This is a genomic window from Idiomarina aminovorans (assembly GCF_023155095.1).
GTDB classification, from domain to species: Bacteria; Pseudomonadota; Gammaproteobacteria; order Enterobacterales; family Alteromonadaceae; genus Idiomarina; species Idiomarina aminovorans.
The window spans coordinates 1-13,397 of record NZ_JAKNDA010000010.1 but is presented as its reverse complement, the minus strand read 5'-3'; the positions used below and the strand labels follow the sequence as shown (position 1 = coordinate 13,397).

Below are 13,397 nucleotides of genomic sequence, written 5' to 3'. Positions count from 1 at the left end.
AGCTCTCGCCATTGCTCACGAGTTCGGTATGCCCGGCTCATGATGCTATCACCTTGTTGATTAAACTTCGTGGTAGCTTATGGCTTTAAACTATGGCTGAGTAGGTGTGATTGCAGTTACGCTTACATTGCAACTTGCGGAAATTCAACACGCGTAAAGCAACAATGATGGAAGGCTTGATCTGGGTGAGTTTATTAACGCTATTAGTAAAGCGGCGTATTGGCTTTAGTATTCAGCAGATTAAAGGCGTTGCGATTTCAAGCTTTATGGTCGCAAAAAATACGCAGGGTTGGTTTTATAAATTAATGGAGTCCATCATTCATTACGACCATGCTGATTTAAAACAAACATGGTGCTGGGCAATGGATTATCTATCCCGATACGCTAAACGGGCGCATCCGGACAGAGACAGGAAAACCGGGCGTTTGGCGCCGGGCCTGGTGCCGATTATTTCTTAATGTCCAACTTATGAGTTGATATTGAACGATAATGGTTTATTCGTGCGAACGCATTTTCAACTAAATGCCTATATTTATATAGGCATCAATCGACACTGTCTTTGTCTATATCCTGGCCATAATTACGTTTGGGTATGACTGAAATTACGCTTATTTATAAATACCTTAAAAACCGAAATAAGTTCTCCACTTGAAGTTTTAATTGCCTCCGAACTGTGCTCTTGAAAATCAATTTCAGCGAGTAGGGTTAATAATTCTTTAGCCTTTTTAGCGGAGCTGATTTGGTCTCCTAACCTACTAATATAGTCATTATAAGTCTTTCTGATGTTACTAAAACTACAAAAAGTCCTCTTGTCTTTTTGGCACTGAACAAACTCTCTGACAACGAAGTCGGAAATTCCACAACCCGCAATTCGTTGTTCATTTTCGTCGTTTATCTCGCTCAGACGAGTTAAGTATTGCTTTGCGGTTTCCGTCTGAAAGTGAGAGACCAAATATTTCTCAAGACATTTTAGTCGCTCATCATTTAGAAACGCATTTACGGCTTGAATCTCTTCGATACTGGACTTCGATACGATAGAGCTTTCATCATGTATATTGAAGATAAGAGTAGCCTTTGAGTGCAAATGCTCTGTCAACAATCGTTCAGTCTCTTCAAGGCTCAAATATTCAATACCAAAATTCGACACTACTAAATCAAATTTCCTTGGTAACTTAAAAAAACTATTAAATTTTTCTCCTGAGAAAATCTTCACATCATGCTTTTGGTTATCTAATACAAACTCGACATTCGCACGATCGATGCCCGTGAAGTCTATAGCCTGCTGAGGCATAAATCTTGAAACTTGCTTACTCGCGACTCCATTACCGCAGGCTATATCCAGACACTCCACTTTATATTTCACATTAACTTGTTCAGAGAAACTAGAAACAGCTTTTTTCCAAAAACTATACAAATCTGACATTCCTAAGTCAGATACGTTTCCCAGGCAGGTATCTTTATTATTATCATTCCAGTATGAGTTCCAATATTCCATGAACACTCCAAAAAAAAGGGGCCAAAGGCCCCTTTTTGTACTTTGCTATCAAAAGCTTAGAAGTTAATTGTATAACCCGCGTAGATTTCGCGACCCACGTGGCCTGCGTTATATAGCGTGTCGTCTACCCACAAGCCTGCATCATCCTTCACAACTCCTTTATCAAATAAGTTGCGAGCACCTAAGGTAAATTTACCATAGGAATCGGTCATATAAGATACATTTAAGTTATGAGTGACATATGTTCCGTTATGGTTTTCAAATTTATAACGGAAGTTGTCAGGATTACCGTCAGCAATATCAAGGTACGAATCTTCAGCGGTATTAGCAATTGCATCTGTAGTCCAGCTTACAGTAAAGTCACTAAACGCATAGTTAACTACAAATTGAGAACGCCACTCAGGTGTCCCCGGACCTCCAGCAAAATCCTGCGTAGGTCCGCCAAAGTAGACATCTCCACCAGATTCAGTGAGGTAAGTCGTTGAACTATTAAAGCGGAACTGACCGAAATCCGTTTCCATAACGTAGCCCAATTCGAAATCGATGCCTTTACGTGACAAAAACGCTCCATTGGCAGTACGAGTAATAACATCCCCATCTACAGAACCATCAGCCGCTCTATCCAAGTTTACACCAGGGTACTGAGCTTCGATCTGATCTAACACACCGCCGTACTCTGCGTTAATTAGAGACTGAACTGTAATAGCGGAAATGACCTCATCTACTTCAAGATCAAAGTAGTCGAGTTTAATAGAAAGGTTATCGATTCCCGAATAAACAACCCCTGCGTTAATATAGGTTGATTCTTCAGGGCCTAGCTCATCGTTACTTTCTTGTAAGTTATCAAATTGACGGGTCTTACAGTCTGACGGCGCGATATCTTGTTCGCGACAAGCTACATAATCTACTGCTTCAGTTGCGCTAAATGCAGTAGCTGCCAAAAGCTCCGACAAAGAAGGAGCGCGGAAGCCTTCTGACCAAGAAGCTCTAAGCAATAAGTCATCCATTGGTCTATATTCAGCTTTAATACTTGGAGTTCCGTTACTACCAAAGTCACTATAATCGTCGTAACGGTAAGCTGCACTTACGTTTAAGTTATCAAGAATTGGCAATGAAATTTCATAGAAAGCGGCTGTTGTATCTCGATAACCTGCAGCAGAGTTACCCGCTGAACCACCAATTAAATCAGCTTCAGACTGAGCATCGTACTTTGAATCAAAAGTCTGTTCGAAGTATTCTCCCCCGACATAGTGCTGTATCTGTCCACCTGCCAATGAGCCGAAAGAAAAACCTATACCCATAGAGTAATGGTCAAAATCATTTTGCTGCTCAGTGTAAGTTGTGGCGCGCATATTGTTTACGCCTTCTTCAGAACCAAGCGGGATCTCGTATAGATTATTGTACGCAAGGCCCGCATAACTTAAGTAGTAGCGACCAGCTTGGCGGTAATCCAAACGAGCTTTATGATAAGCAACTTCCCATTCTGCAGACTCACCAAAATAGCCTCTTAACCCCACCATGTAATCTTGTTGGTAGTCTGTGACTTCACCATCACGAGCACCTATATCAGTCCAACGCCAATAACCATCGGTTTCTACATCAAACGGGTTGTGAGGGTCATCTGCTGCTATACCCGGATATGGGGCTGCCGGAGGAGCATAGCGACCAAATGAGTCGTTGCGACTAAACATTCCTCTAGCGAACAATTCCAGATCGTCATTGATCATATATGTAGCATTAGTCATAACGGAGTCACGATTAGTAGACGCTTGATTTGCAGACACGCCTGAAAAAGCAAAGGCACAAACTTCACCCCCACCTACACCACCAAGCAATGACCCTTGATCTAAAACACCCATGAACCCGTCTACATTTGCAGTTAAATCATCACATAAAGCTGAGGCAGCGAAGCCTCCATCAGGGTTTTCGAGGGTCGCCCCATAGTAACTAATACCAACAGTTTCATCATATATAGAGATGAGCCCGTCACCATTAATATCTTCCATGGATGGCGCTGTGTAGTCTCGGTCTCTATCGTAGATTTCCCCACGTTCCTGATGATCATAAACAAAAGTTATACTACCTTTTTCACTGCTAATACCGGCTGTAAAAGACAATTGTTTAGTATCAGCCCCTTCAGCTTCAGGGCGACCAAATTGAACACTAAACGACGCTCCTTCGTAATCCTCTTTCAAAATAATATTAATTACGCCAGCAATTGCATCAGAACCATAGATAGCCGAAGCGCCGTCTTTTAGAATTTCAATTCGCTCGATTGCGGCCATCGGAATCGAGCTCAAGTTAACCGAAGAGCCACCTAGAGTTGGTGAACCAGCCATACGCTTACCATCAAGCAGAATCAAGGTACGGTCAGAGCCAGCACCAAGTAAACTAACTGTAGACTGAGACTGTTGGGAACTCCCTGAGCTTGGAACAAATGAACCAAAACTGTTAGAAGTCACATTGCGAAGAACATCAGCAACAGAGACTCTACCTTGCTCTTCAAAGTCCTCCGAAGAAATAACTTCGATTGGACTAGAGCCTTCAATATCGACACGTTTAATACGTGAGCCAGTAACCTGAATGCGCTCAACCTCTTTTTGAGCTGTTACGTCAGTCTGCGCGTCTTGCGCAACCGCTAATGCAGGAAAACCTAAAGACGCAGCCACTGCTGCAGCCGTTAAGCTTTTGCGAAATGTCATATTTTTCATGAGTAAAAACTCCCTGGAACGTTTTTATTATATCGCTTCATTTTTTTGAAGCTGTCGAGAATTTAACAGGAAGTTATAGGGTTGTAAACTTTAAGTGCTAATTATGTTATTTTTTAGAGCATTTAAACAAGGCTTCAAAAAAGGCCTCACAAGACCCTTCTCATTTACCACACTGAACACAGTTACCAACAACTCCAGTTTCCGGAAAAGCCACGGTTTGAACCGTTACATTCTTAAAACCAGCACCTTCAAATAGCGCTTTTGTGTTGTCCTTATCGCCTAACTGCTCAGTAGCTTTCAACAGGCTAACCAAGCGTGCTTTATGTTCATTTATTGCGTTGATGTAACCCGACAATACTCTGTGGGACTCATCAGAATTACCTTGTGCAGCGGCTTGCAATGCATGTTTTGTAGCCGGAATAAAATTCATGGCCTGGAATGCGCCATATCGCTCGTACTTTCTGGCAAACTGGTTGAGATTGTGTTGCTCCTGAAGCGCTGGCTTTGGCAGGTTATTCGGCCCATGCTTTAGCAAGGCTTCCTGAAGCGGCGTTACGGACTTTTTAAGTTGCTTAAGCACTGAGGATATAAACTCAAACAATGCTTTGCTGTTCTTATAAATGTTCGAATCGGTTGAATGCACCAAAGCAATAACACGGCCTCCACGCTTAAGTTGCGCATGTAAATTTTTTAGTCCAGTTTCCATATCGCCATACTCAAGACCGAAATGCGAAACGAAAGTGCCTACCTTTTTATTGGATGGCAGCTTAAAGGTTTCATAGGGCGTTTCGGCGTTTAGCTTCAGCTTGTCGTTAAAGGGGTTGAGCTCTGCTAAATCTATTCCCAGAACATCGAGTTTTTTGCTTTTTTCCTCCGCATACTCCGTCAACCAATGAACGACAATGCCATTCCCGGTACCAATATCCACTATAGGTTGCTTAAACTCATTTTCATCCATGCGCTCAAACCAAAATTTGCGCATTTGATAAGCCTGTAAGCGCGCTTTATCATCCAGAAAGCTGGCTTTTGCGCCTTTTTGCCAATAGTCACTCCACGGATTTTTTGTTGTTTTCATTATTTACTCCAGTACAGCTGCGTTTTTTCATGCTACCACAAAAAAGCCCGACTCAAAGAGCCGGGCTTTAACATGTTAAACAATGTATTAACGCGGATTAGAAACGGAAGCCAACACGAGCATACCAGTATTGGCCCGCGGTATCGTAAGAGGTGTTCAGCGTGTTCATACTGTTATTATTACTAACGTATGGAGGCTGCTTGTCAAACACATTGCGAATGCCTAACGTAAAGGTCGTTTCTGGGTTAAAGAAGTACGACGCCTGCATATCATGATAGATATAGCTACCAACAGAACTGCTTACGTTACTGCTGTCGTAGTTAATATCATCGACACCTGACTGGAAGCGTGAGGTCCAGCTAACGGCAACATCGTCTACTTTATAAGACGCAGTAAAGTTGGTGCGCCATTTTGAGAACGCAGCAATGCGACCCGCTAAATTAGTATCGGCACCAAACTTCCCTGCTAACTCTAATGGCTCAGCACCTTCCTGAACCTGGTAACTATAGTCTTTCAGGTAAGTACCATCCAGACGCAAGGTCAGCAAACCATTTGCCACTGTGTCATTCCAGTTAACGTCAAAGTCGACACCCGACGTCTCAAAAGTAGAAATGTTCTGAGTAATTGCATTTACGCCCGAAATGTAGCCTTGTGCATCGCGGTAGTCTGAACCACTAAGAGCTGCAGTATCAACCGCGTCTGGCCCCAGGATAGAATCACAGGCCGTTGCCGAGAAGTCTTCACTTGTATAACACTGATTAACGATGAAGCTCGTGCTAGGCGCACCAATACCATCTTCAATTTCAATGTCGTAGTAATCAACGGCGATATTCAGGTTGTCCATGAACTCTGGCTGATAAACGACACCCAAAGTCAAACTATCAGATGTTTCTGCTTTCAGGTTTTCATTTCCGGAAAGGAAAGTTGCAGCCTGATTATTGTCCAAGTTAAAATCTTCTGATAAGCCTTCTGCTTCACAGTTAGCTTTTAGTATCTCATTACTGCTGTTGCCATACTCAATACAAGGATCAGCATAACTAGAATAAGACGTCACTTGAGGACTGTTCAGATCGTCGATAGTCGGTGCACGGAAGCCTTCTGCAACAGTAGCTCGTACGAGCAGCCCATCTTTTGGTACGTACTCAAGGCCAAACTTGGTTGTGGTTTGTGCATCCAGGAAGTTATAGTCAGAGCGCCGAACCGCTGCTGACAAGTCCAGTGACTGAACGCCAGGCAAATCACGCAGCAATGGAATATCAGCTTCTAAGTACACTTCCTCAACATTATAGGAGCCTTCAGAAGCGATACCTGTTACGTTGTAAATTTGGCCTATGGAAGCTGCACCGTCAGGTTGGTTCTGGTACTCTTCCCAGCGTTTCTCTACGCCAGCAGCCCAAGCGACAGCTCCTGCTGGTAATGACCAACTACCTGTATCACCAGTTAAGTTAGCCATAAACTGTTTTGTGGTGCCGCGCGTGACAGGAGAGTTTTCGACTAGCGCGTAGTCCATCATTTCATCGCTTAAAGTACCAGCTTCAAAGGGGTTCCAAATACCCGGACAACTCTCGTCTGAGCTACAAAGATCTTCGTTTAACAGGTTTGTAAAACGCGTGCGGTTAGCACGGCCATAATCAATGCTGGTATTTACATAACGTGCATAGTTATAAGAAACATCCCATGACCAGCCGTTATCTAGATAGCCTTCAAAGCCGGCGACCATCCGGTAGTCAGAAAAGTCTTGAGTATAATTACGTCCACCGGTTTCTTCAAAGCGGCGGTAGATGACAACGTCTTCATCAATTGGGTTATTTGGGTGCTCAGCACCAACTTCAGCTCCCCAGAAAGTGCCGGTCGGAGCCATCAATTGATCTGATTGACGATTCGCATAACCACCTTCTAAGAATACGCGTAAGTCTCGGTTTATGTCGTAGTTTGCTGCTGCATTAATGGTAAATAGTTCTTGAGGTGAAACTAAATACGATGAATTTGCGAAATTATACGCGTCTTGTTGACCATTGTATGAACGTACTTCACCAGTTGAGGAGTCAACAACATAGCTACCGGAGTTATAATCCGAATTCTTATCAGTTGCTGACCAGTTACCTTGAGGAATAACAGCTGAACCACCCGCAACGATTTCACCATTTCTCTCGTTTAAAGGAATGCGTGAAAAATCGCGGTCGGCCTGACCAATTGAGTTACGGTTTTGGTATTCAAGGCCCAGAACAACGCTGCCTTTACCACTTGAGGTACCGATAACACCTGAAAGCTTAGTTGTTTCACCATCACCTTCGCCGGTCAAGTCGTACTGCGCACTGAACTCTGCACCTTCAAAATCTGTTTTGGTGATAAAGTTAATGACACCGGCAATGGCGTCAGAACCGTATATGGTGGAAGCTCCGTCACGCAGGACTTCAACGCGCTTAACCATTGCCATAGGAATGGCGTTCAAATCACCCGATGCATAACGACGACCATTGATCAGAATAAGTGTTCTTGCACTGCCTAAACCGCGAAGGTTTGCAGACGCATAGCCACCTGAACCATTGTTAACGTTCGAGCCATTATAAGCACCGTTCATTGAAGGCAGGTTATGGATAAATTTTTCCATAGTGGTGAAACCAGAGGCTTCAATGGCCTCAGCGTCAAATACAGAAACAGGGCTTGCTGTTTCCATATCGGTGCGCTTAATACGCGAACCAGTTACCTGAATACGCTCAACATCGTTCACGCCTGAGTCTTGTGCTGCGACAAACGCAGGAAAGCCTAGCGTAGCAGTAACAGCTAAAGCCGTTACGCTTTTACGGAAGGTAGTACTATTCATTTAAATTACTCCCTGGAACATTATTTTTAAGTTGCTTGATTGGCGAAAAGCAACCTGAAACCGATGGTAGTCTGACTAGTTATTGTTCGACCACCCGTTTTCGGTAACAACCTTGTAACGCTGTAAGGCGTTCATTTCAATAGGTGCTTAGGGCTTTTCTTATACCGCCTGAACTGATCGCTCAAAAAACACCCTTACCGATTATTTTAGGGTCTATTTTATTAATAAAAACAACCTATGTATCAGCTCTTAAAACATATGTTTTCTAGTTGTTACAGATTAATTTGAGCGACTCAGCTAAAGCTTTTTCAGTAACGAACTTAGAGGCTCGTTAAACCGCTTAGAGGCATAACACTGCGCCAAAAAAAGCTCCGCACAGGCAACGGTATCCGTTAGTGCATGGTGGGCATGGTAATTGGGTAAGTTATAGCGTTTTCGGCAGGCGCTGAGCGTTAACTGTCCGGCTTGAATCGGTTGATGAGGGTTGCGTTCCAACTTGTTCTTCTCAAACGCTAACGTGTCGAAAATAGCCAGAGGTTTAAAGGGTATACCGTACTGCGCTTCTATATGTTTCAGGAAGCGCCAGTCCATGCCTTTGTGGTGACAGACAAGCACGGCATCATTCAAAGCTCGACTTAACATAACGAAGGTTTGTTTCGGTTCAGAGCTGTTTAGAAAGTCCTGCTCGGTTAAGCCATGAATGGTCGGGCTTTGGCCCAGTTCAAGTTCTTGCCCATGAGCAAAAACATGATACTGCGCATTGCCATAATGCATGACAGGCGGGTTTATGGTCATCCAGGCAATGGACAAAATTTGATGCTTTTTAGGAATTAATCCAGTGCTCTCAATATCAAGCGCAACGTATCGTAAGCTTTGCCACGGCTGCTTTAACTTCTGCCGCCGGTTGTACCAATGAGCCAGCTTTTCAAGCCATTGAGACATGATTAGTACCCTTGCCGGCCAAACTTCAGACCAACGCCCTGTTGTGCTTCTTTTATAATTTTAAAAGCAGTTTTTAACTGACGTCTTGCCAGCGTGCTTAACTCATCGGGCTCTATCGCATTCTTGGGTTTATCACTTCCCCACACTTTTAGCTGATGGTTTAGTCTAAGTTGCGTTAAAAACTCCCAGGCTTCTAACAAAGACTGGTTATCCTGTCGATTCAGTAACTTACTTCCTTTTAATGCAGCTAAACGCGCTGGCGTACTTGGCGATGTAATTTCTGCCTGTAAAGAATAAATACGTGCCATATCATTAATCAAAGCAATACCGTAACGTTTAATATCGATGGTATCGCCGTCATCGGTATCTTCCGTTCGTAGCCGGTTAAACAGACCTAAAGGCACGCTGATGCGGTTCACCACAATAGCCAGATTTCCTAAAAACATTTCATTTTTAGCGAGAGCCGCAATTTCGGTGCGGTATTGCTGGTAGAACTTTCCAGGGCCAACCACCGGTCGACTGTCAAAGAATATCTGGCAGTACATGAGTGCTTTTGGCGTCGGGCTTTCAATCCAACCTCTGAAGCGTTCTTTCCATTCATCAATTGTTCCTCGACAGTCGGGGTTAGAGGCCATAATATTTCCGGGACAGGACGGGACGCCGCATTCATTTAGCCCTTCACAAACATACTCTCCAAGACCCGCAAACCACTGCTTTTGCTTATCGGTTAAGCCATTACTGAGCAAAAGCCCGTTGTCCTGGTCTGAGCTTAAAGTTTGATCTTCCCGGCCCTGCGAACCAAATGCTAACCAGCTGTAAGCAGCCGGAGCAGCACCGTTTTCCTGTTCATATAATTGTATCAGCTGCCGCGTTATACCGTCTGTTACTGACGCCATCAGGCGGCCTAACACCGAGGTCTGTTTCACGCGACTTGCAAAGGTCTGCAGATACTCAGGAAGCTTTTGCGCCTCTTCTATCAACTGGGCCCTACTACTGGCCTTGCGGATCGCACTAATTAAAAATACCGGATCGCTACGTTGCTGGCGAATTAAATCCGTTGCAGTCACCATTCCTACGGGTTGGTTTTGGTCATTAACCACCGGTAAATGATGGATATTACTGGAGGTCATGGTGGTTAACGCATCCATTAGCGAGCGGTTTTCATAGACCGATTCCGGCAATTGTGTCATCACAGCCGACACGCGGACCTCGAGCGAAAGACCTTCCGCCACCACTCGATTTCTCAAATCTCTGTCCGTCAAAATACCGACCAGTTCTGTCTCATCCACAACCAGAACAGAGGATATACCATGCTTAGCCATAAGCTGAGCGGCTTCCTGCAGGGAAGTGTCACTGGACAGACTCACCGGGGGCATCGACACCACGCTGCCCACCGTTTGTTCGCTCCAGTCGCTGTCTGTGCCGTCTTCGCTTTTTTGTTCTGTTAATAGACGTTGCCCATGGGCTCTTATAAAGTATTGCTCAAAAGGTTTCGATGCATTACGCAGCCGATCAAAAGCTGACTGATGCAGAACATAAACAATGCCATCTTCTATTGTTTTGAGTGTATTAACCACTTTTCGACCAGACAACAAAGACGGATAACCAAAGAGATCACCACTTTCCAGTCTATCGATAAGCTGTCCGTCGACACCTCGTAAATCGAAAACACCTGAACGCACAATAAAAAGTGCAGGCCGCATATCGTTCAATATCTCGTTACAGTTTGCATCGTTCATATAAACTGACTGCAACTGCGACACTGCCCAACTTTGTTGTTCTTCCGATAAAATATCGAAGGGAGGACAATCTTTTAAAAACGAATTAACTTCCATGGCTAATCCTAATTTATAGAAAAACTGATTTTAGTCTTGTGTATTAATCAGCCTTAGTCAATAAAAAGCCCAGCACGGGGCTGGGCTTCAATTACACTATTAATCTTTCGATTAATGAGATTGAGCTTCGCCTGACCCTTTCGGATAACGAATGGACTCAACCAACTCCTGAATGTGTTCTGGCGCATCACCAGTGAATTTATGCACGATAAAGGCAACCACAAAGTTAATGATCATGCCTAATGTACCGATACCTTCAGGAGAAATACCGAACAACCAGTTTTCCTGAGTATTTAATTCCGGAGCTACAAACTTGAAGTACACAATGTAGCAGAAGGTAAAGAGTATACCGACAACCATACCAGCTATGGCACCTGAACGGTTCATACGCTTATGGAATACACCCATGATGATCGCAGGGAAGAAGCTCGCTGCGGCTAAGCCGAACGCGAAAGCGACCACCTGCGCCACGAAGCCGGGCGGATAGATACCAAAGTAAACCGAGATAATTATCGCTATTGCAGCGGCGAGCCGAGCGTAGAACAACTCCTTCTTATCGGTAATATTCGGTGCCAGGTTTCGTTTCAGTAAATCGTGCGAAACCGAGGTTGATATAACCAGTAGAAGACCCGCTGAAGTGGAAAGCGCGGCGGCAACGCCACCCGCTGCAACCAATGCGACAACCCATGCCGGCAAGTCACCTATTTCGGGATTCGCCAGTACCATGATGTCACGATCTATGGTCATTTCGTTACGCTCATCACCTGAGTAGAACATTTTGCCGTCATTATTATTGTCTTCCCAAGTGATCAATCCGGTTTTTTCCCAGTTTTTAATCCAGCTCGGTGCGTTATCATATTCAACACCTTGCAGGTCAGGGCCGTTGATGGTGTTAAATATATTCAACTTAGCAAACGAAGCGATAGTTGGAGCCGTCAGATAAACAACTGAGATGAAAGTCAGTGCCCAGAATGCTGAACGACGCGCATCACGTACTTTGGGTACAGTAAAGAAACGCACAATAACGTGAGGCAAGCCAGCAGTACCAACCATAAGTGCTGCAGTGATAAAGAATACGTCGACTTTACTGCGCACACCTTCAGTGTATTCTGCAAAGCCAAGCTCTGTGGAAAGTCCATCCAGCCGTTCTAACAGGAACTGTCCGGATCCCGGAACACCGTCAGCTATTGTCGCGCCGAAACCAGTTTGGGGCAGGACATGTCCTGTCATCAATAATGACAAGAAAACCGCTGGCACAATGTAAGCGAACATCAATACAATATATTGCGCTACCTGTGTATAGGTAATCCCTTTCATTCCACCCAGCACGGTGTAGAAGAAAACGATGATGGCACCAATAATAACCCCGGTGGCTATGTCTACTTCCAGGAAGCGAGAGAACACAACACCAACACCGCGCATTTGTCCGGCAATGTAAGTAAAACAGATTAAAATCGCACAAATTACCGCAATAGTGCGCGCTGTCTGCGAATAGTAGCGATCCCCGATGAAATCCGGCACGGTGAATTTTCCAAACTTACGCAAATAAGGCGCAAGGCACATAGCTAGTAAAACATAACCGCCTGTCCAGCCCATTAAGTAAACCGAGCCGTCATAACCGGCAAAAGCGACAATACCGGCCATTGAAATAAAAGATGCTGCTGACATCCAGTCGGCGGCTGTAGCCATACCGTTGGCAATAGGGTTAACCCCACCGCTTGCTACATAAAAATCGTTCGTTGAGCCGGCACGTGACCAAATTGCAATACCAATGTATAGCGCGAAGGTCAGGCCGACAATTATAAAGGTGAGCGTTTGAATATCCATAGCGCCTTAGTCCTCGTGTACATTGTATTTGTTATCTAGCGCGGCCATGCCCCTCACGTAAATAAAGATGAGCACGATGAAAGTCAAAATGGAGCCTTGCTGTGCAAACCAGAACCCTAGCTTAAAGCCAAAGAAAGTGATTTCGTTAAGCACGTCCACCAATATAATTCCAAAGCCATAGGAAACGATAAACCAGACTACCAACAGCTTGAGCATTAAGCTGAGGTTCTCTTTCCAATACGCTTTGGCATGGGATTCACTCTCGAATGCCATAACGTCCCCTCCAGTTGTTTCAACATTATTGTTTTTATTCGTTAACAAAAGTAAATGAAATTATTAACAAGAGGAATTGGACTTTGGTCGTAGCCTGATATTCACATCAGGTGGGGTGCCGGAGGAAGATACGATGTCCCGTAATGACAAGTGTCAGAGCGGCGTTATTTCCGCGCACGCATAAAAAAAGCCCCCAGCGTCAGCTGAGGGCTTCTTAGAATTAAAGTCTGGCGGTGACCTACTCTCGCATGGGGAGACCCCACACTACCATCGGCGCTGGTGTGTTTAACTGCTGAGTTCGGAATGGATTCAGGTGGTGCCACACCGCTATGGCCGCCAGACATAAACTGTCACAACATGGTAAAGCTGACTGTCGTCTTAATAACGCCACTCTCTTTTATTCGATTCGGTAAAG

8 protein-coding genes, 1 rRNA gene and 2 pseudogenes are annotated in these 13,397 nt (G+C 44.5%); 1 reads left to right on the top strand and 10 read right to left on the bottom strand.

Annotated elements, in window-relative coordinates; genetic code table 11:
- Window positions 1-125 precede the first annotated feature (125 nt).
- A pseudogene (locus tag L8G48_RS13235) lies at window positions 126-458 on the top strand (IS4 family transposase); the annotation flags it as partial.
- Between the two features lie 13 nt (window positions 459-471).
- Here L8G48_RS13235 and L8G48_RS13230 read toward each other — a convergent pair.
- The 10 genes and pseudogenes from L8G48_RS13230 to rrf all read right to left on the bottom strand — a co-directional run.
- Window positions 472-600, bottom strand: a pseudogene (locus L8G48_RS13230) (IS5/IS1182 family transposase); the annotation flags it as partial.
- Window positions 581-1,423, bottom strand: coding sequence for a class I SAM-dependent methyltransferase (locus L8G48_RS13225; RefSeq protein WP_248265083.1), 843 nt, complete (start codon window positions 1,421-1,423; stop codon window positions 581-583). The pseudogene L8G48_RS13230 and the gene L8G48_RS13225, both read right to left, overlap by 20 nt.
- 128 nt (window positions 1,424-1,551) lie before the next feature.
- Entirely contained in the window at window positions 1,552-4,206 is a 2,655-nt protein-coding gene (locus tag L8G48_RS13220; RefSeq protein WP_248265082.1) for a TonB-dependent receptor plug domain-containing protein, read from the bottom strand.
- 160 nt (window positions 4,207-4,366) lie between these two features.
- Window positions 4,367-5,281 carry a class I SAM-dependent methyltransferase gene (locus tag L8G48_RS13215; protein WP_248265081.1) on the bottom strand — a complete coding sequence of 305 codons (915 nt, stop codon included), beginning with the start codon at window positions 5,279-5,281 and terminating at the stop codon, window positions 4,367-4,369.
- A gap of 97 nt (window positions 5,282-5,378) precedes the next feature.
- Window positions 5,379-8,105 carry a TonB-dependent receptor domain-containing protein gene (locus L8G48_RS13210; RefSeq protein WP_248265080.1) on the bottom strand — a complete coding sequence of 909 codons (2,727 nt, stop codon included), beginning with the start codon at window positions 8,103-8,105 and terminating at the stop codon, window positions 5,379-5,381.
- 297 nt (window positions 8,106-8,402) lie between these two features.
- Complete coding sequence (locus L8G48_RS13205) at window positions 8,403-9,047, bottom strand: 3'-5' exonuclease (protein WP_248265079.1); 645 nt, start codon at window positions 9,045-9,047, stop codon at window positions 8,403-8,405.
- 2 nt (window positions 9,048-9,049) lie between these two features.
- Window positions 9,050-10,882 (bottom strand): DUF294 nucleotidyltransferase-like domain-containing protein, encoded by a 1,833-nt coding sequence (locus tag L8G48_RS13200; RefSeq protein ID WP_248265078.1) that lies wholly within the window; start codon window positions 10,880-10,882, stop codon window positions 9,050-9,052.
- 111 nt (window positions 10,883-10,993) lie between these two features.
- Window positions 10,994-12,709, bottom strand: coding sequence for a sodium:solute symporter family protein (locus tag L8G48_RS13195; protein ID WP_248265077.1), 1,716 nt, complete (start codon window positions 12,707-12,709; stop codon window positions 10,994-10,996).
- A 6-nt stretch (window positions 12,710-12,715) separates the two neighbouring features.
- Window positions 12,716-12,982, bottom strand: coding sequence for a DUF4212 domain-containing protein (locus L8G48_RS13190; RefSeq protein WP_126782604.1), 267 nt, complete (start codon window positions 12,980-12,982; stop codon window positions 12,716-12,718).
- 225 nt (window positions 12,983-13,207) lie between these two features.
- Window positions 13,208-13,323, bottom strand: a 5S ribosomal RNA gene (gene rrf / locus L8G48_RS13185).
- Window positions 13,324-13,397 lie beyond the last annotated feature (74 nt).